The sequence below is a fragment of the Neptuniibacter sp. QD37_6 genome, from assembly GCF_047778085.1.
Taxonomy (GTDB): domain Bacteria; phylum Pseudomonadota; class Gammaproteobacteria; order Pseudomonadales; family Balneatricaceae; genus Neptuniibacter.
In genome coordinates this window covers 1,641,742-1,662,098 of the sequence record NZ_CP180550.1, presented here as the reverse complement: position 1 = coordinate 1,662,098, position 20,357 = coordinate 1,641,742, and the positions used below count along the sequence as shown (strand labels likewise).

21 protein-coding genes are annotated in these 20,357 nt (G+C 43.6%); 14 read left to right on the top strand and 7 right to left on the bottom strand.

All coding sequences use genetic code 11. From position 1 onward, the window contains the following. Positions 1 to 2: 2 nt before the first annotated feature. From ACMXYO_RS07790 to ACMXYO_RS07780, 3 genes are all read left to right on the top strand, one after another. Positions 3 to 1,046, top strand: a complete 1,044-nt coding sequence (locus tag ACMXYO_RS07790) for an ABC transporter permease (RefSeq protein WP_415887930.1) — start codon at positions 3 to 5, stop codon at positions 1,044 to 1,046. Continuing rightward, entirely contained in the window at positions 1,043 to 2,641 is a 1,599-nt protein-coding gene (locus ACMXYO_RS07785) for an ABC transporter ATP-binding protein (RefSeq protein WP_415887929.1), read from the top strand. The genes ACMXYO_RS07790 and ACMXYO_RS07785 overlap by 4 nt, the downstream gene beginning before the upstream one ends. A 170-nt stretch (positions 2,642 to 2,811) precedes the next feature. Continuing rightward, positions 2,812 to 4,116 carry an NAD(P)/FAD-dependent oxidoreductase gene (locus ACMXYO_RS07780; RefSeq protein WP_415887928.1) on the top strand — a complete coding sequence of 435 codons (1,305 nt, stop codon included), beginning with the start codon at positions 2,812 to 2,814 and terminating at the stop codon, positions 4,114 to 4,116. Between the two features lie 48 nt (positions 4,117 to 4,164). Here the strand turns inward: ACMXYO_RS07780 and ACMXYO_RS07775 are convergent, their stop codons facing one another. Next, a complete protein-coding gene (locus ACMXYO_RS07775) occupies positions 4,165 to 5,115 on the bottom strand; it encodes a LysR substrate-binding domain-containing protein (RefSeq protein WP_415887927.1) in 951 nt (316 codons plus the stop codon). A gap of 96 nt (positions 5,116 to 5,211) precedes the next feature. Between ACMXYO_RS07775 and ACMXYO_RS07770 the strand changes: the two genes are divergently transcribed. Next, entirely contained in the window at positions 5,212 to 5,886 is a 675-nt protein-coding gene (locus tag ACMXYO_RS07770; RefSeq protein ID WP_415887926.1) for a DJ-1/PfpI family protein, read from the top strand. A gap of 294 nt (positions 5,887 to 6,180) precedes the next feature. Beyond that, positions 6,181 to 6,594 carry a hypothetical protein gene (locus tag ACMXYO_RS07765; RefSeq protein WP_415887925.1) on the top strand — a complete coding sequence of 138 codons (414 nt, stop codon included), beginning with the start codon at positions 6,181 to 6,183 and terminating at the stop codon, positions 6,592 to 6,594. 51 nt (positions 6,595 to 6,645) lie between these two features. Here the strand turns inward: ACMXYO_RS07765 and ACMXYO_RS07760 are convergent, their stop codons facing one another. Beyond that, positions 6,646 to 7,581, bottom strand: coding sequence for a LysR family transcriptional regulator (locus ACMXYO_RS07760; protein ID WP_415887924.1), 936 nt, complete (start codon positions 7,579 to 7,581; stop codon positions 6,646 to 6,648). A 175-nt stretch (positions 7,582 to 7,756) separates the two neighbouring features. Between ACMXYO_RS07760 and ACMXYO_RS07755 the strand changes: the two genes are divergently transcribed. Continuing rightward, on the top strand, positions 7,757 to 9,352 hold the full coding sequence (locus ACMXYO_RS07755) for an isocitrate lyase (RefSeq protein ID WP_415881425.1): 1,596 nt from the start codon (positions 7,757 to 7,759) through the stop codon (positions 9,350 to 9,352). Positions 9,353 to 9,543: 191 nt separating this feature from the next. Continuing rightward, positions 9,544 to 10,104: a hypothetical protein gene (locus ACMXYO_RS07750; RefSeq protein WP_415887923.1), complete on the top strand. Its 561-nt coding sequence runs from the start codon at positions 9,544 to 9,546 to the stop codon at positions 10,102 to 10,104. Positions 10,105 to 10,177: 73 nt separating this feature from the next. On the opposite strand, the gene ACMXYO_RS07745 is transcribed toward ACMXYO_RS07750, so the two are convergent. Next, complete coding sequence (locus ACMXYO_RS07745) at positions 10,178 to 10,411, bottom strand: hypothetical protein (RefSeq protein WP_415887922.1); 234 nt, start codon at positions 10,409 to 10,411, stop codon at positions 10,178 to 10,180. 298 nt (positions 10,412 to 10,709) lie between these two features. On the opposite strand from ACMXYO_RS07745, the gene ACMXYO_RS07740 reads away from it, so the two are divergent. After that, positions 10,710 to 11,360 (top strand): hypothetical protein, encoded by a 651-nt coding sequence (locus ACMXYO_RS07740; RefSeq protein WP_415887921.1) that lies wholly within the window; start codon positions 10,710 to 10,712, stop codon positions 11,358 to 11,360. A gap of 81 nt (positions 11,361 to 11,441) precedes the next feature. Beyond that, positions 11,442 to 11,915, top strand: coding sequence for an FKBP-type peptidyl-prolyl cis-trans isomerase (locus tag ACMXYO_RS07735; protein WP_415887920.1), 474 nt, complete (start codon positions 11,442 to 11,444; stop codon positions 11,913 to 11,915). 81 nt (positions 11,916 to 11,996) lie between these two features. Here the strand turns inward: ACMXYO_RS07735 and fabV are convergent, their stop codons facing one another. Then, positions 11,997 to 13,190, bottom strand: a complete 1,194-nt coding sequence (fabV, locus tag ACMXYO_RS07730) for an enoyl-ACP reductase FabV (protein WP_415887919.1) — start codon at positions 13,188 to 13,190, stop codon at positions 11,997 to 11,999. A 219-nt stretch (positions 13,191 to 13,409) separates the two neighbouring features. Here fabV and ACMXYO_RS07725 point away from each other — a divergent pair, with 219 nt between their 5' ends. From ACMXYO_RS07725 to ACMXYO_RS07710, 4 genes are all read left to right on the top strand, one after another. Next, complete coding sequence (locus ACMXYO_RS07725; RefSeq protein WP_415887918.1) at positions 13,410 to 13,841, top strand: MaoC family dehydratase; 432 nt, start codon at positions 13,410 to 13,412, stop codon at positions 13,839 to 13,841. 183 nt (positions 13,842 to 14,024) lie between these two features. Further along, positions 14,025 to 14,504 (top strand): DUF523 domain-containing protein, encoded by a 480-nt coding sequence (locus tag ACMXYO_RS07720; RefSeq protein WP_415887917.1) that lies wholly within the window; start codon positions 14,025 to 14,027, stop codon positions 14,502 to 14,504. A 25-nt stretch (positions 14,505 to 14,529) separates the two neighbouring features. After that, complete coding sequence (locus tag ACMXYO_RS07715; protein ID WP_415887916.1) at positions 14,530 to 15,372, top strand: mechanosensitive ion channel family protein; 843 nt, start codon at positions 14,530 to 14,532, stop codon at positions 15,370 to 15,372. 78 nt (positions 15,373 to 15,450) lie between these two features. Continuing rightward, positions 15,451 to 17,175 carry a proline--tRNA ligase gene (locus tag ACMXYO_RS07710; protein ID WP_415887915.1) on the top strand — a complete coding sequence of 575 codons (1,725 nt, stop codon included), beginning with the start codon at positions 15,451 to 15,453 and terminating at the stop codon, positions 17,173 to 17,175. 61 nt (positions 17,176 to 17,236) lie between these two features. Here the strand turns inward: ACMXYO_RS07710 and ACMXYO_RS07705 are convergent, their stop codons facing one another. Genes ACMXYO_RS07705 through ACMXYO_RS07695 form a run of 3 tightly spaced genes read right to left on the bottom strand, consistent with a single transcriptional unit; the run spans position 17,237 to position 19,862 of the window. Then, complete coding sequence (locus ACMXYO_RS07705) at positions 17,237 to 18,268, bottom strand: HDOD domain-containing protein (protein WP_415887914.1); 1,032 nt, start codon at positions 18,266 to 18,268, stop codon at positions 17,237 to 17,239. Positions 18,269 to 18,313: 45 nt separating this feature from the next. Next, entirely contained in the window at positions 18,314 to 18,589 is a 276-nt protein-coding gene (locus tag ACMXYO_RS07700; RefSeq protein WP_415887913.1) for an acylphosphatase, read from the bottom strand. 19 nt (positions 18,590 to 18,608) lie between these two features. Continuing rightward, entirely contained in the window at positions 18,609 to 19,862 is a 1,254-nt protein-coding gene (locus ACMXYO_RS07695; protein WP_415887912.1) for a YihY family inner membrane protein, read from the bottom strand. A gap of 143 nt (positions 19,863 to 20,005) precedes the next feature. Here ACMXYO_RS07695 and arsC point away from each other — a divergent pair, with 143 nt between their 5' ends. Continuing rightward, positions 20,006 to 20,356, top strand: coding sequence for an arsenate reductase (glutaredoxin) (gene arsC / locus ACMXYO_RS07690; RefSeq protein WP_415881439.1), 351 nt, complete (start codon positions 20,006 to 20,008; stop codon positions 20,354 to 20,356). Position 20,357: the final 1 nt, after the last annotated feature.

The window sequence follows — 20,357 nt, the reverse complement described above, 5'->3', positions numbered from 1 at the left end:
TCATGGGTGTATTAGTTAATAAACTCAGCCCTCTCAATCAGCGCAGGATCGAAAACTTCCGTAAAAACAAACGCGGCTATTGGTCTCTATGGATCTTTAGCACGCTATTTGTCCTATCGTTATTTGCAGAGATTATTGCGAATGACGATCCGCTGGTAGTGTCATATAAGGGCGATCTATATTTCCCAGTCGCTGTAAATTACACTGAACTGACCTTTGGCGGTGAATTTGAAAGCCCTGCGGATTTCAAAGATCCTTACATTCAAGACCTTATACATAATCAAGGACAAGGCTGGATTATCTGGCCGCTGATTAAGTACAACTACAGTACGATCAATTACGACCTTCCTGTACCTGCTCCATCCCCTCCAACAATGGACAATCTGCTAGGTACAGATGACCAAGCTCGTGACGTATTAGCTCGCGTTATCTATGGTTTCCGTATTTCCATTCTGTTTGCTGTCGTACTTACTTTAGCGAGCTCTGTTATCGGTGTGGTTGCTGGTGCTATTCAGGGCTACTACGGCGGCAAAGTTGACCTATTTTTCCAACGTTTTATTGAGATTTGGTCTGGCCTTCCAGTTCTGTTCTTGCTGATCATTTTAGCCAGTATCGTTGAACCTAATTTTTGGTGGCTATTGGGCATTATGCTTCTCTTCTCTTGGATGCAATTGGTTGATGTCGTGCGTGCCGAGTTTCTACGTGGTCGTAATCTAGAATATGTTCGCGCTGCCCGTGCTCTTGGCTTAAATAACCGCATGATCATGTTCCGCCATATTCTTCCTAATGCCATGGTGGCGACGCTGACCTTTATGCCATTTATCTTTAATGGTTCTGTTGTTACGTTGACTGCACTGGATTTCTTGGGCTTTGGCCTCCCTCCTGGCAGCCCATCACTGGGAGAGTTAGTTGCACAAGGAAAAACAAACCTTCATGCACCATGGTTAGGTATCACGGCTTTCTGCAGCCTTGCATTGATGCTTACCCTTCTAATCTTTATAGGTGAAGCTGTACGTGACGCCTTCGACCCAAGGAAAGTGTCATGACGTCTCCGCTATTAAGTGTTCGCAACCTATCCGTCACTTTTGATCAGGGTAGTGAAGCTACTGTAGAAGCAGTGAAACAAGTTAGCTTTGATATACCTCGAGGTGAGACGCTTGCATTGGTAGGAGAATCAGGCTCTGGCAAATCCGTATCCGCAATGTCCGTTCTGCGCCTACTCCCCTACCCTAAAGCGAGCCATCCTAGCGGTGAAATTCACTATGATGGTCAAGACCTACTGAGCTATAACGAAAATCAGATGCGCCAGTTACGCGGCGATAAGATTAGCGTTATCTTTCAGGAACCAATGACTTCGCTAAACCCGCTACACACAATTCAGAAGCAGATTGGTGAATCCCTATTACTTCATAGGGGGATGACCGGTAAACAAGCTCGTTCGCGGATTCTTGAGCTACTAGAGTTAGTCGGCATACCTGAGCCCGAGAAACGCTTAAATAGCTACCCTCATGAACTTTCCGGCGGTCAGCGTCAACGAGTAATGATCGCGATGGCACTCGCAAATGATCCTGAACTGCTTATCGCTGACGAGCCAACTACTGCACTTGATGTAACAATTCAGGAGCAGATACTAGAGTTGCTTAAGTCCCTGCAAGAAAAACTGGGCATGGCGATTTTGCTGATTACTCATGACCTGAATATTGTTCGTCGTTACGCGCATCATGTCTGTGTTATGTATAAAGGTGAGCAAGTCGAATCGGCTCCAACGGCTCAACTGTTTGCACAACCACAACACCCTTACACTCAAACGCTGTTAGATGCGGAACCATCAGGTAATCCTGCTATTGTTCAATGTGAGCAAGAGCGCTTGCTAGAAACAGAAAAGTTAAAAGTTTGGTTTCCTATTACGAAAGGCTTTTTCAAAAAGACCGTTGATCATATTAAAGCGGTAAACAGCATCGACCTCTCTGTTAACCGCGGTGAAACACTTGGCATTGTGGGAGAATCCGGCTCAGGAAAAACCACATTAGGCCTCGCCATTTTGAAACTGCAACGCAGTGAAGGCGAAATCACGTTTGATCAGACCGCTCTTGCACCTTTAGATCAAAAAGCGGTTAAACCTTTACGTAAACGGATGCAGATAGTTTTTCAAGACCCCTTTGGCAGCTTGAGTCCACGCATGTCTATTGCTGAGATCATTGCTGAAGGACTCGATATTCACCAGCCAGAATCTAAAGCGGAACACGAACAAGCGATCATCGATGTACTACAAGAGGTTGGTATCGATCCTGAAACTAGGCATCGCTATCCGCATGAGTTCTCTGGAGGTCAGCGGCAGCGTATCGCCATCGCACGCGCATTGGTACTGAAACCCGAACTTATCGTATTAGATGAGCCCACCTCTGCGTTAGATCGCACGGTACAGAAACAAATTGTTGAACTATTGCGCAACCTTCAGGAAAAATATGGCTTAACTTATCTATTTATCAGCCATGATTTAGCCGTTGTAAAAGCGCTAAGTCACAAGCTAATAGTGATGCGCCATGGAGATATCATCGAACAAGGTGATGCCCAAGCAATCTTTGCATCACCTAAAGCTGAATACACACAACAGCTACTGGCAGCCGCATTTAATCAATAAGTCGAGTATGCCTCTCCCACTTTAAGACGAAGCGGTGCTAATTCTTTAGCGCCGTTTCTAGTTCTTTCTATTTACTTTTGTCTGCATCAAGATCAGAGTACAACTATCAGAAAATATAGGATTAATAGTTTCTACAGCTGCTAATCCCATATTTTTTGAGGATAAAAACAATGACAAACCCAACGGAGCCGCACAAGATTCTTGTGATTGGCGGGGGCGCTGGCGGCCTTGAGCTCGTCACCCAACTAGGCCACCGCTACCGAAAAACCCCCTCAGTTGAAGTAACCTTAGTCGATCAAAAACGTTCCCATATCTGGAAACCTCTTTTACATGAGGTAGCCACAGGTTCGCTTGATCCAAATACTGATGGTGTTGTTTACCACGCTCACGCGGTCAAACACCATTATGAGTTCGAACTAGGTACTTTTTGTGGTCTAAATAAAGACACAAAGACCATCACACTAGCTGAAACAGTGGATGAAGACGGCATTCAAATTCTGCCAGAAAGACATCTGCAATATGACACGTTAATTCTTGCCATCGGCAGTGTCAGCAATGATTTCAATACACCGGGCGTTAAAGATCACTGCTTCTTCCTAGATACGGCTAAACAAGCTGAACGTTTCCATAACGCGCTAATTAACAATTTCATGCGTGTAAACCAACGTGAAAACGGCGTATTAAATATCGCGATTGTTGGTGCAGGCGCAACGGGTGTTGAGCTCGCGGCTGAGCTTTACAACGTAACCGACATGCTTAAGTCATACGGCCTTCCGAAAATGACTGCTAAGCAACTGAAGGTTACACTGATTGAAGCTGGCCCACGCATTTTACCTGCCCTACCTGCTCGTATCTCAGCCTGTGCACGCGATGAACTGGCAGCATTAGGTGTAGATGTTTGTGAAGATACGTTGATCAAATCTGCGAACGCTAATGGCTTCGAAACAGCTGACGGTTCAGAAATCGAGGCTGACATGATGATCTGGGCTGCAGGTGTTAAAGCACCTGACTTCCTAGCAGATCTTTATGGCTTTGAGTTAACCCGCACAAACCAGATTCTTGTTAAACCAACGCTTCAATCCAGCATCGACGATAGCATTTACGTGATTGGTGATTGCTGTGCTTGTGCGCAGGAAGATGGTAGTTGGGTGCCGCCTCGGGCCCAATCAGCACATCAAATGGCGTCAATCGTTAAGAAAAACATTATTCTTACCGAAAAAGGCAAACCACTTAAAAATTTCGTCTACAAGGACCACGGTTCACTGGTCAACCTTAGCCGTTACAGTACCGTGGGCAGCTTGATGGGCAACCTTTCAAAGAACTCGATGTTTATTGAAGGGAAAATTGCTCGCATCGTGTACGTTTCACTTTATCGTATGCACCAAATTGCCATTCACGGCTTCTTCAAAGCGATGATCGTTTATATTGCTGAGAAGATCGGAAAAGTAGTACGACCGAAGATGAAACTGCACTAAGTTTCTAGATTGGAATAGTACGCTGATTGTTGATCTTAAATCAGCGCACTATTCCCACTCATTTTGATAAGCTACTTCCCTAGTCCAACAATAGTTAGACCCTTCGCTCATCTTATCTAGTTCCGCTTTTAAAAACTCAGTAAATACCGCCACCTTACGTGGTAGAAAATCCCGCTTAGGGTAGAGTAAATACACACCATAACCTTTCGGCTCAATTGGTGGAAATAATGAAACTAGATCACCTCTATCTAAAGCATCTTTGAATAAAAAATGTGGTCCTTGCATCACACCAACACTACCAAGGCATAAATCCACCAGCGCTTGACCATCATCAACCACTATAAAGCTGTTCGGATCCAACATTTCGACAGTTTCATCCACTTCAGCTAAAACAGGCATCAATTTACCTGTCTGCTTAAAGCGAAAACGTATCCATCGGTGATTATTAAAATCCTGAAAACTATCAATTGGCCCATGCGCTTTAAGATAGTCTCGTGTTACGCAGGTTAGAAAGTCCATTGGACTCAACTTATGCAACACCATACGGCTATCGGATACCGTGCCTGTTCGGATCGAAAGGTCGATTCCCCGTTCGATAATATCGACATATTCATCGGAGAAACTCAATTGCAGGCTAATATCTGGGTACTGTTCGGTAAATTTAGAGAGTAATGGAACAATATATAAACGCCCGTAAGCGACCGGTAAATTTACCTTTAGAACACCCGCTGCAGACTCATTACCCGATTTCAGACGCTGCTCACACTCATCTAGATCTATGAGTAACGTTCTTACAGTCTCCAGGTATTCCTTTCCCGCATCAGTAATGGTCAGCTTTCGGGTAGAACGATAAAACAGTGTATAGGCTAACTGCTTTTCTAATCGGCTTATCGCCTTGCTTACTGTAGATGCATCCGTACCTAGTAACGCTGCGGCAGCTGCAAATGATCCTTTTTCGCATACGGTAATAAACGTTTTTAATACATTGAATTTATCCATTCATGAAGAATATTCACCAATGAAATTCTGATCAAGATATTTTTCACTTATGAGCTTGATTCTAAAATTGTCGCAATTAACTTTCCGGAGATAAAAATGAGAAAGCAATTTGTACGACTAACAGCAACTCTGGTTTTACTGTTCTTAAGCCAACTATCATTCGCTGAGAGTAAGAAGATCGGTATCCTTGTTTTTGATGGTGTTCTAACATCCGATGTAACAGCGCCATTAGAAGTTTTTGGCGTCGCCAGCAGAAAAACATGGTTTAGTGACTACACGCCTATCGTTATTAATGTCGAAGATAAGCCCTCAGTGACAACTGAAGAAGGACTAAGCTTAAACAGCCCCTATTGGATTGGTAATGCTCCCGAACTGGATGTTTTAATCGTACCTTCTAGCTACGACATGGACCCGCTGATCGAAAATATCCAGTTAATCCAGTTCATTAAAAACACAGCTAACAACGCTGAATGGATGGCGAGTAACTGCTCCGGTTCTTTCTTACTTGGTAAAGCAGGCCTGTTGGATGGGTTAAAGGCCACTACTTGGGCAGGAGGCGAAAAAGACCTTGCTCGCACCTTTCCAAATGTAAAAGTCCAATACGATCAGAATGTAGTTGTTGATGGTAATGTGGTTACATCAAATGGCAGCTTAGTTAGCTATCAAGCAGCGCTGGTGCTTCTGAGTAAATTAGCATCGGCCTCTAAAGCTAATGAAGTAGCAGAGGCACTTCAATACACACGCTTTTCGACTAAGAAATTTATTTTGTAATTAACTCAGGCTCAGCAAATCTATTTGCTGAGCCTTCTATCATTTAAATTATAAACAACGAAAATATTACTCACACGACCTGTACGAGTTGAAGCCCACTCTCGAAGATACTCAATCTTTTCAGACATCACTACAGACAGAGGCCGAGTCTTTCGTAACTCGGCATGGTGTAAAGCTTGATTACATCTCTAAGCGCCTATGCAAAGCAAATCAAATAGTTAACTCGGGCATTTGACCTGTTGACCGAAACAGATGATACAAGCCTAATTGCTGTAATAAAGAAAAGGAATTCCGATGAAACTACTGACTTTAACAGTATGGCTGAGCAGCATAGCTATATACCTTGTGAGTGACACTCTAGGGCTTCGCGATTATATAACCATCGCCATACCTGCAGCCTTTCTACTCTTATCTTTTATCTTGGTAGAACAGTTCAAAGCGATGTTCAGATGGTTCCATCATTTGATCGTTATTCAAATTTTAGCCTGGTACCTGTATTCGATGTACTTGCATATGCCAAGAATGGAAGGCAACGTCATAGAACAATACCTTTCAAATTCACAGATTTTCCTAACTGCTAATTGGTACATTGGTTTTATGCTGTTTTTTGGACTAATTTCGATACCGCAAACAAAGAAGACCAAGCAAGCCATGCTCCACCCAACAATTGAATGCGCAATACCTGAAGAATCATTAGGCAAAAAATAAGGCGGTTAAACCGCCTTATTAGATTAATTAAAAATTATAACTTAACGTTATTTAGGAAACCGAAGCCACATCAGAGATAACCTGACGTATCCAACGGTGAGCAGCGTTATGTTGTAGCAATGGGCTCCACGCCATTTTGAACTCAAATTCCGGAATATCAAAAGGCGGTTTTTTCACTACTAATCTTGGGCTTTCTGATTGTATAGCAGCAGCACGACTCGGAATAGTTGCAATAAGCCCACGCTGAGATGCAAGCAATGCAGCTGATTGATAATGTCGAGTAAATACCGAGATATGGCGTTTATAGCCAATTGAGTCTAATGCCTCGTCAACCCAACCGAGCCGCTTGGTATCCTCAGGCGTGATACCCATACCAGCTCCCATGCCGGTTTTACTCACCCAAACGTGATTTGCCCTGATATAAGTTTCCAAACAGTAATCATGGGAAATGGGATTATCTACGGCAAACAAACACGAAAACGAATCTTTCCATAAGGTCTTTTGATGGAAGGATTGCGGCATAGTATCGAAACGGTTAATAACCAGATCAACCAAGCCCTGCTCCACTTCAAGAAAGCTCATATCACTCGGCGTTAGGATATCAAGGACAACATCTGGCGCTTCACGGTTCAAACGCTTTAATAATCGGGGTAATAGCGTTGCCTCACCATAGTCACTGGTCATTATACGAAAGACTCGATCACTGGATTTAGCATCAAACTCTGTTGTTGGTTCTATAACCTGTTCTACCGATGCAAGGATCTGTCTAAGCAGTGGCTGCAATGATTGAGCACGCTCAGTAGGCACCATTCCTTCACTGGTTCGAACCAAAAGTGGGTCACCAAAAGTTTCACGCAACCGCCGCAAACCGTTACTCATAGCAGGCTGTGTAATCCCAAGTAAGCTGGCGGATCGAGTCACATTACGCTCCCGCAGCAAAATATCAAGATACACCAAAAGGTTAAGGTCGATTTTATCCAGATTCATATCAATGCCGTAATCATGCGTGTTTCAGTGATAATACCATAGAACTATTCACAGGATAAATACTGCAAATAACAGGCATTTATTTCAATTATAGGGTTAACCGCACTAGAATCGATTGCGAAACTTTTAAGAGTTAGCCGAAAACTGGCTAGCAACTAATATAGAAGGAATGACCATGTCATCACTGAACAAAGACATCGAAAGCATTGCAGGTCTTAAAGCTGAAGCTGGTAGCCCTTGGGATGCAATCAACCCAGAATCTGCTGCACGCATGCGCGCTCAGAACAAATTCAAAACTGGCCTAGATATCGCTAAGTACACTGCTGGTATCATGCGTCGCGACATGGCTGAGTTCGACAAAGACAAAACTAAGTACACTCAGTCTCTAGGCTGCTGGCACGGTTTTGTTGGTCAGCAGAAGCTGATCTCTATCAAGAAGCACTTCGGTTCTACTGAGCGTCGTTACCTATACCTATCTGGTTGGATGGTTGCTGCTCTACGTTCTGACTTCGGTCCTCTACCAGACCAGTCTATGCACGAGAAAACTTCTGTAGCTTCTCTTGTTAACGAACTTTACACATTCCTTCGTCAAGCTGACGCTCGTGAACTAGGCGGTCTATTCCGTGCACTAGACAAAGCACGTGAAGCTGGTGATGCTGCTCTAGAAGCTGACATCCAGTCTCAGATCGACAACCACGAAACTCACGTAGTGCCAATCGTTGCTGACATCGATGCTGGTTTCGGTAACGCTGAAGCGACTTACCTAATGGCTAAGCAGATGATCGAAGCAGGTGCGTGCTGCCTACAGATCGAAAACCAGGTTGCTGACGAGAAGCAGTGTGGTCACCAGGACGGTAAAGTAACTGTTCCTCACGCTGACTTCCACGCTAAACTACGTGCTCTACGTTACGCTTTCCTTGAGCTAGGTGTAGATGACGGTGTTATCGTTGCTCGTACTGACTCTGAAGGTGCTGGCCTAACTAAAGAAATCGCTGTAGTTAAAGAACCAGGCGATCAAGGCGACGTATACAACTCTTACCTAGACGTTGAAGAAGTTGCTCCAGAAGATACTGCTGAAGGCGACGTACTAATCAGCCGTAACGGCAAGCTAGTTCGTCCTAAGCGTCTACCTTCTGGTCTATACCAGTTCCGCGCAGGTACTGGCCACGAGCGTTGCGTATTCGATTGTATCGAAGCTATCAATGCTGGTGCTGACCTTCTTTGGATCGAGACTGCTGTACCAACAGTTCACGAAATCAAAGGCATGATGGACGACGTTCGCAAGGTACACCCAAATGCGAAACTAGTTTACAACAACTCTCCATCTTTCAACTGGACTCTAAACTTCCGTCAGCAGACTTACGATGCATGGGCTGCTGAAGGTAAAGACGTTTCTGGTTACGACCGCGACAACCTAATGTCTGCTGATTACGACGGTTCTGAGCTGTCTGACGCTGCTGACGCTCGCGTTCAAACGTTCCAGGCTGATACTGCTCGCGAAGCGAACGTATTCCACCACCTAATCACTCTGCCTACTTACCACACGACTGCACTGTCTGTTGATAACTTGGCTAAAGAATACTTCGGTGAGAAGGCTATGCTTGGTTACGTTGAAGGCGTACAGCGTAAAGAAATCCGTCAGACTATCGCATGTGTTAAGCACCAAAACATGTCTGGTTCTGACATCGGCGACGACCACAAAGAATACTTTGCTGGTGAGAACGCTCTAAAAGCTGGCGGCGCGAAAAACACGTCTAACCAGTTTAACTAAGCAATACTAGCTAAGGCGCATGCTCTAGCTTGCTAGGGCATCTACCTTGCGTAGAAAGGCGGCCCCTTTTTAAGGTGTCGCCTTTTTTATACCTGCTACAAATACTAAGAAAGTTAAAAAGGATTCATTTTTATTTTTAAGATAGAATCCCCTACTGCTTTCAATTGCAAACTGATTAAGTGATTTAGATTATGACTACACCTACTTTTCTTACAGACGCTAAAGAACTGTTAACCGAACAGGGTTTTGCCACTAGTAACACTTGGTACCATGGCACATCTTCCGCGCTGGTCGAATCAATCAAAGATCAGGGGTTAAATCGTTCTGGCGACAAGGCGCTTAAACAAGCTGCGAAACAAACAATGGCTACAATCGGTAATAGCTATACCGAAACCATCGAGCCTGTATTCCTAACGCAAAGCAAAGAGCTAGCTTACTTTTGGGCTGAACAAACTGTTAGAAACCGCTCCGTACGTATCGAAGGCGATGAAGAACCTGTCGTTTTTGAAGTGACGCTTTCAGATGATCTGAACAGCCGAGTAAAAACTGATGTAGGCGCAGCGAGTCTATTAATGGTAAAAGAAGGCGAAGCTTATTTGGCACATTTAGCCGGCATCTATGAAGAATGCGGCCTAGAAGCACCACAAATTGATCTAAAAAGCGCTGATCGAATGGATTACCTAAACAAACTAGGCATGGCTTATTACGATTACGACATCGATAAAGATTCTGTGAATTTGCTAAGCGAGTGATCCCATCACCCTAGCCTCACACATATAAAAAGGACGCGATTGCGTCCTTTTTATTATCTATAGATCCAGCTTGTTAAGAATCATCAGCCTCAAGCTCACAACTCTGCTCTAAGACCTTCACCCTTTTCAAAGCTTCCTCCAAATTTATTTGATCAAGCATGGCCTGAAAGCCCTGTTGGCTTGTCTCTTTATTCAACTCTACAACTTGGTACATCTGAAAAAGGTTGAAGCCTAATGAACACACGAAAACAATCGCAAGCAGTATTGCTGCATCCAAATGCAACGGGACTTTTCGTTTAAGATCCAATCTCTTTTCCTTAAATTATCTGAAAGCTTGATAAGCAATAAACCAATTTTATATGCAAGCAAATAGAAAAAACCATCGCTATTTAAACTATTCTTGCAGATGCCGACAACAACCAAAAATAACTCGGTCATTTTTTGCCTCCCTACACGCCACTAGGAATTTAAAACGGCAACTTGCCCCCCCAACCTACCTCGTTCTTTAGCTAGCAGCTTGCCAACTCACTGATAATTAATTGTTTATCAAATCTGGCATTAGCTTTGCTAAAACCCGATTAGCAGAAACTAATTTGGAGTCGATCATGTACGCCGTTACACATACGACAAAGCGCCTAAACGCACTAGAACAGATTCCTGTTCATGAACAGATCCAAAAGCACGTTAAGGCACTCGAAGAGGCTCCGAGCATTTCCAGCATCGATAAATTTTACCTAGACATGCTTGAACAGTTTCTTCCAGCCAATCAGAAAGCTTGCTATCTAAAGCAACTTAAAAAAGAGATCGTCGCCGTTTTCAGAATCGACCAAGTTATGGCGGCAGTTTTATATGCCGATTCCACTGTTGAGTCCTTTTCACATCAAGCAACCGAGCATATTAACTCGCTCAGTGCTGGCCCATTATCCGTGAGCCGTATTAGCTACATACTGCATAAGGAATTTTCTGATAGAGTTTCTGTCGATTATTTTTGTAATGACAACCCTACTTATCATGATCTAAAACTGGGCTACCTATACACCGAAGAAGATTTACAAGCGGGCTTTACTCCAGATGAAACTTCTACAGAAGAACTCATGTGTGGCTGGCTACAGAGTTATCAGCAGTGGATGCATGACTATCTATATTTCAACCTTGCACAGATAACCAAAGAAACCGATAAGCTACCGCCTAAAACACCGTCCCTGCTACAAAACTACAACGCTGAAGAGAAAGAGCAATTACAAGCATTACTTTAGCAGATACCTAAACACTTTCTTGTCAGTTGATTGCCAGTGCTATAGATTGAGTTTTTTCACATCTTCAAGAGCACAGCCTTTATGGAATATGTACTACCGCTTTTAATATTGGCCATCGTTTTATTTCTCTACACTAGTCGCCAAAATAATTTAAAACTCGCAGAAGCCAATAAAAAAGCTGGCCAAGAATTTTTAGCTGAAAACATAAACGATCCAGACGTCACTCAAACCAGCTCTGGATTGCAGTTTAAAGTTATCGAAAAGGCTGATGCAACATCCCACCCCAGCGCTACATCCACAGTAAAAGTTCATTACCACGGTACACTGATAGACGGCACAGTGTTTGATAGCTCAGTCGATCGTGGAGAACCTATTGAATTTGGTCTCAATCAAGTCATTAAAGGCTGGACAGAAGGATTACAATTGATGGCAATGGGCGACAAATACCGCTTCTATATTCCATCAAATCTAGCTTACGGAAATGGATCTGCAGGCGTGATTACACCTGGGTCAGTGCTTATATTTGATGTAGAGCTGTTAGATTTTAAGGACTGAGCAATCTCTGACAGTATGCTCAATTGAGGCAAGGTATAAAGCAAACAGGAAGCCAATTGGCTTCCTGTTACGTATAAACGATTAGATGTCACTCACATCAAACTCAGCTACAGGGCTAACATCTGCTTCGTAATCTACGGAGTCGATGCCAAAACCAAATAGTTTCAAGAACTCATCTTTATAAAGCTGATAATCTGTAAGATCGAATAGGTTCTCAGAAGTCACTTGAGGCCAGATCTCTCGGCACGCATTCTGAACTTCTTCTTTAAGCTCCCAGTCGTCCATACGGAAACGGTTAACATCGTCCATTTCGGCTGTATCACCGTATAAACCTGTATCGAATAAACGCTGAACTTGTTCCATACAGCCTTCGTGCAGGTTCTGCTCACGCATCACCTTAAAGCACATTGCCAAGTACAAAGGCATAACCGGGATTGCTGAACTTGCCTGAGTCACAACAGATTTTAAAACACCAATGTTCGCTTGGCCGCCTGTTGCGTTAAGCTTGCTATCGATTTCTTTAGCAGCACGATCAAGATCCTGCTTAGCTTTACCTAGTGCACCATCCCAGTAGATTGGCCAAGTAATATCAGAACCGATGTAAGAGTACGCTACAGATTTACAACCATCAGCTAGCACGCCTGCTTCAGAAAGCGCGTCCATCCATAGTTCCCAATCTTCGCCGCCCATTACTGTTACAGTAGCTGCGATCTCTTCTTCAGTCGCTGGTTCAACTTCAGCATTGATGATGACATCTTTGTTAGTGTCAATCGCTGTAGATTTGTACGGCTCACCAATAGGTTTAAGGCAAGAACGGATAACTTCTCCAGAATCTGGCATTTTCCGAACAGGGGAAGCTAGAGAGTAAACAACTAAATCAACCTGCTTCATCTCTTCTTTAATAAGCGCAATCGTTTTCTCTTTTGCTTCGTGAGAGAAAGCATCGCCGTTCAAGCTTTTAGAGTAAAGTCCAGCAGCCTTAGCTTCTGCATCAAATGCTGCAGAGTTATACCAGCCTGCAGTACCTGTTTTACGCTCAGTACCTGGCTTTTCGAAAAATACACCAATCGTCGCTGCGCCCGAACCAAATGCTGCTGCGATACGGGAAGATAGACCGTAGCCACTGGATGCACCAATTACTAGAACACGCTTAGGGCCATTTACAATAGCGCCCTTCTTCTGAGTGTATTCGATTTGCTCACGCACATTAGCTGCACAGCCAGTTGGGTGAGTAGTAGTACAAATAAAACCGCGAATTTTTGGTTTGATAATCATGGCTAAACGGGTCTCAAATCCATTAGAAAAATTTGGTCTGTAAGATACAGCAATTCATTGCAAGTTGACAGTTTCATGCGGCATCCCTAATTCACAGGCCAAATTTACCGAGATAATTAATTCTTACGAATTGTTACTAACTGATTTAATACATAGGCAGAGGCGGTTTCTTTTGGTTATGATGCGCAGATTGCATATTCTATTTAAAGGAACATCCCCATGCAGGAACTACACGGTTACTACCTAGAAGATTTAGAAGTAGGTATGAGCGACAGCTTTGCCAAAACCATTACTGATGCAGACGTGTGCATGTTTGCGGGTATTTCCGGCGATACAAACCCAGTTCACATCAACGATGATTACGCGAAAACAACACCATTTGAAAAGCGTATTGTACACGGCATGTTTAGCGCTGCGCTGATCTCTACCGTTGCTGGCACTAAGCTGCCAGGACCTGGTGCTATTTATGTTGATCAGCAGATCAAGTTCCGTGCACCTGTATTTATTGGTGACACAGCTAAAGCAACGCTTACAGTTGAAGAGATTGATGCACGTCGTAGTCGCGTAAAATGTAAAACAGATGTAACGGTAGGCGAGAAAGTTGTCGCTACAGGTACAGCAACCTTTATGGTTGATAAGAAAGAAGCATAACATCCTCTTCCCTAACGCCAGCCGCCGCTGGCGTTACCTTTTCTCTTCACGTACATCACCCCTTCCTAATTTTACTGATCCTCATCAATAGATTTGATCAAATTCTATACTTTGGTCGATTGCGATCATTCTACCCATGAGTAGAATGTGCCAGCAAAAAAATAACAACAAAAATGGACTACCATGAAGAAGATTTTGATTAGTGCCTGCATGCTAGGTGATCGCGTACGCTATGATGGCGGCCATCACTTAATTGACCACCCAACATTGCAGCATTGGCACAAGGAAGGCCGCTTTGTCCCTATCTGCCCTGAAGTCGCAGGTGGTTTAAGCACACCACGTCCACCAGCTGAAACTCAGTGCAAATTCCCTATTCTTATCACCACACAAGATGGCAACGACGTTACGCCTGAATTTTTATCTGGTGCTGAAAGAACCTTAGAAATAGCCAAACGAGAAGGTGTCGCTTGCGCGCTTATGAAGGCCAAAAGCCCGTCTTGTGGCAACAAACGTATCTATGACGGCAATTTTTCCGGCAACCTAGTTGAAGGTTCAGGTGTAGCTGCAGCTGAACTAATGCGTAACGGCATCCCTGTATTCAGTGAAAAAGAACTGCCTGAACTCTTTGCTTTTATCGAAGATTCTGAAAGGATGACGGCCTGAAACGAATTAGTTAAGAGGCCTATTGATGGAGCAAGAGATTCAAAACGAGCTAGAAACCATAACTCGTTTAACAAATTTGGTCATAGATTTTTTCGTCAATTACAGTTTTCAGGTAATCGGCGCGATCATCATATTTCTGATCGGCCTGATTGTCGCTCGATCAATAGGTAAGTTCGCTCTTAAGCTATGTGAAAAAAATAGCGTAGACATTACCCTAAGTTTATTTATTGCCAGTACCGTAAAGCTGCTAATCATAGCCATGGTACTGGTTATTTGTTTAGGTAAATTTGGTATCAGCGTTGCGCCTTTCGTGGCAGCGATCGGTGCAGTATCTCTAAGTGCTGGTCTTGCCTTACAAGGCGTATTCTCCAATTACGGCGCAGGTTTCACTATTATCCTGACTCGCCCTTTTGTCGTCGGTAATACTATTACGATTAACGAAATTTCTGGTGTAGTAACAGAGATTAAGCTCGCACACACCCTACTGGCCACAGAAGACGGTGAGATCATTACGATTCCTAACAAACATATTGTTGGGGAAGTGATTACCAATTCTTTCGCTAATAAGGTTGTAGAAGCCTCTGTTGGTATTAGCTACAGCGCAGATCCAGAAGTCGCGATTCAAGTAATCAAACAATCTTTAGCCCAATTTGATGAACTCTCTCAAGAATCTCCGCCACAAGTTGGCATCGAAGCATTTGCTGATTCTTCTATCAATATTGCTTACCGTTATTGGGTGCCAACCGACCGCTATTTTGAAGTGCAATATCAAGTGAATTTAGCTGTATTTAAAGCACTTCAAACCGCTGATATAGAAATTCCATTCCCTCAACGGGAAGTTACATTGAAAAATGCAGCTGCTGAGTAGTTTTTTCCTTGGCAGCACCACTGCAGCCACCTACAATGTGGCGATTTGAAACGAATTTAAAATTTATTGAGTAAAAGTATGCGCACTAGCCAGTATCTCATATCCACCGTTAAGGAAACGCCATCTGATGCTGAAGTCATCAGCCACCAGTTGATGCTTCGAGCAGGCCTTATTCGTAAAGTTGCTTCAGGTCTTTATAACTGGTTGCCGCTTGGCCTTCGCACGCTTCGCAAGGTTGAGCGTATCGTCCGCGAAGAGATGGACAAATCCGGCGCGATGGAAGTCCTAATGCCAGCAATTCAGCCTGCTGAGCTTTGGGAAGAGTCTGGTCGTTGGGAGCTTTACGGTCCTGAGCTACTGCGCGTTAACGATCGTCACAATCGTGAATTCTGTGTTGGCCCTACGCACGAAGAGGTAATCACTGACCTTATCCGTCGTGAGATCAAAAGCTACAAGCAGCTTCCTGCAAATTTTTACCAGATCCAAACTAAATTCCGTGACGAAATTCGTCCTCGCTTTGGCGTAATGCGTTCACGTGAATTTATCATGAAAGACGCATACTCTTTCCACGTAGGTCAAGAATCTCTTCAACAGACTTACGATGTAATGCACCAAACTTATACCAATATCTTTAACCGTCTAGGTTTGGATTTCCGTCCTGTACTTGCGGACACAGGTTCAATCGGTGGTGCTACCTCTCACGAATTCCACGTACTTGCAGACTCTGGTGAAGATGACATCGCGTTCTCTAATGTCAGCGATTACGCAGCAAACGTAGAATTAGCTGAAGCTTTATCTCCTAAAGGCGATCTAGCAGCGCCATCTGTTGAGATGACGACAGTAGATACACCAAATGCGAAGACAATTGATGAATTGGTTGAGCAGTTTGATCAACCAATTGAAAAAACCGTTAAAACATTGATCGTTGCAGCATCTGAAGAGTGCGATGCAGATTTTGTTGCCCTGTTGGTTCGTGGTGATCACGAGTTAAACGAGATCAAGGCAGAGAAACTTGCACAAGTGGCTGAGCCACTAGAATTTGCTACTGAAGAACAGATCCGTGATCTAATCGGTGCAGGCCCGGGCTCCCTTGGCCCTGTCGGCTTAGACATCCCAGTGATTGTTGACCGCACAGTTGCTAAAACATCCGACTTTAGCGCTGGCGCTAATATCGATGGTAAACACCTGTTTGGCATCAACTGGAATCGCGACGTTGATCTACCGGAAGTCGCTGATCTTCGTAACGTTGTTGAAGGTGATCCGAGCCCATGTGGTGAAGGTACACTTGTCATCAAACGTGGTATCGAAGTAGGTCACATTTTCCAGCTAGGTCAGAAGTATTCAAAAGCCCTAAGTGCTGAAGTATTGGATCAAAATGGTAAGTCTGTAGTCATGGATATGGGTTGTTACGGAATCGGTGTTACTCGTGTAATTGCAGCTGCGATTGAGCAGAACCATGATGATGGTGGTATTATCTGGCCGGAAGCGATTGCTCCTTTCCACGTTGCGCTTATTCCTCTTCAGTACGATAAGTCCGATGAAGTGCGCGAACTAACTGACAAGCTGTACCGTGAACTACAGCAGGCAGGTTACGATGTCATCATGGATGACCGTGATAAGAAGACTAGTCCAGGCGTTAAATTTGCTGATTCTGATCTTATGGGTATCCCGCATCGCGTTGTTATCTCTCCTCGTGGTATCGAAGCGGGAACTTTGGAATACAAAGGCCGTCGTGACGACGAGAAACAAGACGTTGCAGTTGATGGCGTACTACCGCTACTGGCTGAGCGTATCAATCTGTAAGATCACTCTTCAGATTAGAACTTCATAAAAAACGGGCTTTACGCCCGTTTTTTTATTGTTTTTAATTTTCTTCTTCTGGATACAGTTTTCTGAAATCATCTACAGTTGATCCGGCTTGCTGAAGGCGCCATACCAACTCAAACTCTGTTATCTCACCTTCACTATATAAAGTATTCAATTCTGCAAAAGCATTGGCTAAGAACAACGCCACCGATTCAGGCTGTCGGCAATCACCTTGCGTTTCCATCTGAAACTCAAGGATAGGTATGTACCAGTCCTCTGGTAGCTCCCATACTTCACATGCACGTCGAGTCAAAGTATGTGAATAATCAGTTAACAAATTACTAAATACTTGCGGGTGTGGCTGTTGCTTTCCATCAGCATGTAACTCTATGAGCTTTTTAAAGATAATCAGCTTACCAATATCGTGCACTAAGCCAACAAAGTAAGCTAGATTTGGATTACCACCAATCACTTCTGATATTTTTTTAGCGTTATTGGCCACCTCAGAAGAATGTCCCCATAACGCTTTGCCAAAGACTTCGAAATAAAAGCTATCGATCTCAAATTTATCTGCCATCAAGGATGATAAAACAACATCCTTTAATCTTTGCTGGCCTAACATGCTTAACGCATGTTCCAAGTCTTTAATCTCCATGTCTGAACCAATAAAAGTAGGCGAATTGGCAATGGAAATAACTTTACCGGCAAGCGCAGGATCCTCTTTTATAGCTGTTACAATTCGCTCTTGAGGAGAATCTGGATCAACCAATGCGTTCATCAATAAAAGTGCATTCTTAGAAAGCTTAGGTATAGATTCTTCGTTTAAGCTCTTTAATTCTTGCTCTAGAGCAACTCGTAACAATTCTTCTTGTTTGGTTGAATCCTCTGTAATTACAGCCCTTACACCTAACAAATTACTGATAAAGGAGAGTGATAATTCTCTGGAATGCTCTATCGTTTGAGGTGAAGCATCTATTTCTTTTTCTTCAATTTCCTGTAATCCTGCGTCAGAAGCCTGAGCTTTTAACACACTCTTTTTAGCAGAATGCTCTTTACCCAAACCAACAATAGATTTTAATTTGTCAAACATAGTCCCTTCCAAAGACTGTTGAAACTTTGAAGATAGTTTAGGCTATTAACGCACTTCGAAGGTTTGAGGCGCATCAATGTTATCCACCCTTTCACTAATGACTTCAGCAACATTAGCAAGCTCCGGTCCTTGGCTTAACCAAGCGTCTAATTGCTGCACGGCCAATTCTTCACCGGTTGCCATTAGCTCTACCCTACCGTCATTTAGGTTTCTAACCCAACCACGAACACCTAAAGATATCGCTTTCTCCTTAGTCGATTGTCTAAACCAAACACCTTGGACGCGACCACTGACAAATGCATGAATGGATAAATCTGCCACTTTTTTAAACCTAAGACCTTTAACCGTTGAATTGTTTTGTAGTGTTAATATTGTTTTCATCTTTGGCAGAAAACAATGATTCTAAAGTCAGAGAAAAAACCTGCCGTTCCTGCTCTGAAGTTTTCATCAACTTTTCATTAAGCACCCTCTCCCACTCCACTACACTGGTAGTGCTTACCGGTAAAGGTGTAGGCCAAGGAAGTAGTTGATTAAGTTGATACAGAGTTAAACATCCTAAATCCCGACTTAAGAGATATTCACCTTGGTCACTGCGTTTAACGATACCTCCCTCTAATAGGATTTTTAGATAGCTATCCCAACGCCCCTGATCCAAAGCATCCACCTCTTGTAGAAGCTTGTGATCCGAGATTGATTCCCCTTGCTGTTGAGCCTTCCATAAACGGTGCAACACCGCCACAACCGAATATAGATGTGGAAGATCATTAGCTCGCTCATTAGGCCGATAAACTGTAATACAGCGCGTTAGCTCAGCCCCCATCAATATGATGACCCAACTGATAAAGATCCAAAGCAGAAATAGAGGCACGGCTGCGAAAGCACCGTAGATCAGTTCATAAGATGGGAACTGGGTAACAAACGCAGTAAAGCCTCTTTTCGCTGTTTCAAATAACAGCGCTACACCTACACCACCTAATAGCGCGCTTTTAAAGGGCACAGGACAGTTAGGTACAGCGACATACATCAAAGTAAAAGCGGTAGCCGACAAGATTGTAGGTAATGCTGACAATAAGCGCGCACGACCCACCGCCTCTGTCGCCTCACTGATAAACGGTAAACTTGCGATATAAGAAGTTAAAACTAAGCCTAAACCGATCAAAATTGGCCCCAAGCTTAAGATGGCCCAATAAAGCAAGAAACTGGAAAGCCCTTTACGAGACTCATTCACTCGCCAGATACGATTAAATGCAGCCTCTATATTTTTCATCATCATAATCGATGTGATGGCCAGTAATGCGATACCAACTGCGGTTAATTTACGTGCTTGAGAAGAGAAATCGTTGAGGTAATCCTGTACTACGGCGCCGGTGGCAGGCACGAAATTATCAAACACCCACCCTTGTAGCTCATGTCCCACTCCTTGAAAAGAGGGAATTGCCGCCAACATCGCATAAGAAACAGTCATCAATGGGACTACAGCAAACAGCGTGGTATAAGTTAATGCCGCCGCATTAAGAATCCCTTGGTTCTGCAGAAACTGTCGAAATAGATATCGAATAAACAGTGTAACGCGGTGATTTAACAGCGAAGCCATTTCCATCCTCATAATAATCAGCTAAGCACTGGCCTAAAATGCAGTTCCTTCATGAAATCTGTAACACAGGCGTATACAATATCGCATAATCCAACACAATGAACGGATCATTTCACCTTGATCCCTTAGTACGGTATAGCACAATGAGCGAAGTAACTATCTATCACAACCCGCGTTGTTCTAAGTCTCGCCAGACTCTAGCACTATTAGAAGAGAACGGTGTAGAGCCACAAGTTCGTAAATATCTTGATGAAGCACCCTCTGCTGATGAGCTGAAAGTAGTGCTAAGCCAGCTAGGTATTTCTGCTCGCGATCTACTTCGCAAAAAAGAAGCTGAATTCAAAGAAAACGGCCTAGATGATATGTCTCTTTCTGAAGATCAGATCATCGAGATCATGACCAATGTGCCAAAACTAATCGAACGCCCTATCGTTATCAAAGGCGATCAAGCAAGAATCGGTCGTCCACCAGAGTCGGTTCTGGAAATCATCTAAT

What these genes read in the sequence shown, in the direction of transcription:
- ACMXYO_RS07790 (WP_415887930.1), top strand. Translation starts at nt 3, where the DNA reads ATGGGTGTATTAGTTAATAAACTCAGCCCTCTCAATCAGCGCAGGATC.
- ACMXYO_RS07785 (WP_415887929.1), top strand. Translation starts at nt 1,043, where the DNA reads ATGACGTCTCCGCTATTAAGTGTTCGCAACCTATCCGTCACTTTTGAT.
- ACMXYO_RS07780 (WP_415887928.1), top strand. Translation starts at nt 2,812, where the DNA reads ATGACAAACCCAACGGAGCCGCACAAGATTCTTGTGATTGGCGGGGGC.
- ACMXYO_RS07775 (WP_415887927.1), bottom strand. Translation starts at nt 5,115, where the DNA reads ATGGATAAATTCAATGTATTAAAAACGTTTATTACCGTATGCGAAAAA.
- ACMXYO_RS07770 (WP_415887926.1), top strand. Translation starts at nt 5,212, where the DNA reads ATGAGAAAGCAATTTGTACGACTAACAGCAACTCTGGTTTTACTGTTC.
- ACMXYO_RS07765 (WP_415887925.1), top strand. Translation starts at nt 6,181, where the DNA reads ATGAAACTACTGACTTTAACAGTATGGCTGAGCAGCATAGCTATATAC.
- ACMXYO_RS07760 (WP_415887924.1), bottom strand. Translation starts at nt 7,581, where the DNA reads ATGAATCTGGATAAAATCGACCTTAACCTTTTGGTGTATCTTGATATT.
- ACMXYO_RS07755 (WP_415881425.1), top strand. Translation starts at nt 7,757, where the DNA reads ATGTCATCACTGAACAAAGACATCGAAAGCATTGCAGGTCTTAAAGCT.
- ACMXYO_RS07750 (WP_415887923.1), top strand. Translation starts at nt 9,544, where the DNA reads ATGACTACACCTACTTTTCTTACAGACGCTAAAGAACTGTTAACCGAA.
- ACMXYO_RS07740 (WP_415887921.1), top strand. Translation starts at nt 10,710, where the DNA reads ATGTACGCCGTTACACATACGACAAAGCGCCTAAACGCACTAGAACAG.
- ACMXYO_RS07735 (WP_415887920.1), top strand. Translation starts at nt 11,442, where the DNA reads ATGGAATATGTACTACCGCTTTTAATATTGGCCATCGTTTTATTTCTC.
- fabV (WP_415887919.1), bottom strand. Translation starts at nt 13,190, where the DNA reads ATGATTATCAAACCAAAAATTCGCGGTTTTATTTGTACTACTACTCAC.
- ACMXYO_RS07725 (WP_415887918.1), top strand. Translation starts at nt 13,410, where the DNA reads ATGCAGGAACTACACGGTTACTACCTAGAAGATTTAGAAGTAGGTATG.
- ACMXYO_RS07720 (WP_415887917.1), top strand. Translation starts at nt 14,025, where the DNA reads ATGAAGAAGATTTTGATTAGTGCCTGCATGCTAGGTGATCGCGTACGC.
- ACMXYO_RS07715 (WP_415887916.1), top strand. Translation starts at nt 14,530, where the DNA reads ATGGAGCAAGAGATTCAAAACGAGCTAGAAACCATAACTCGTTTAACA.
- ACMXYO_RS07710 (WP_415887915.1), top strand. Translation starts at nt 15,451, where the DNA reads ATGCGCACTAGCCAGTATCTCATATCCACCGTTAAGGAAACGCCATCT.
- ACMXYO_RS07705 (WP_415887914.1), bottom strand. Translation starts at nt 18,268, where the DNA reads ATGTTTGACAAATTAAAATCTATTGTTGGTTTGGGTAAAGAGCATTCT.
- ACMXYO_RS07695 (WP_415887912.1), bottom strand. Translation starts at nt 19,862, where the DNA reads ATGGCTTCGCTGTTAAATCACCGCGTTACACTGTTTATTCGATATCTA.
- arsC (WP_415881439.1), top strand. Translation starts at nt 20,006, where the DNA reads ATGAGCGAAGTAACTATCTATCACAACCCGCGTTGTTCTAAGTCTCGC.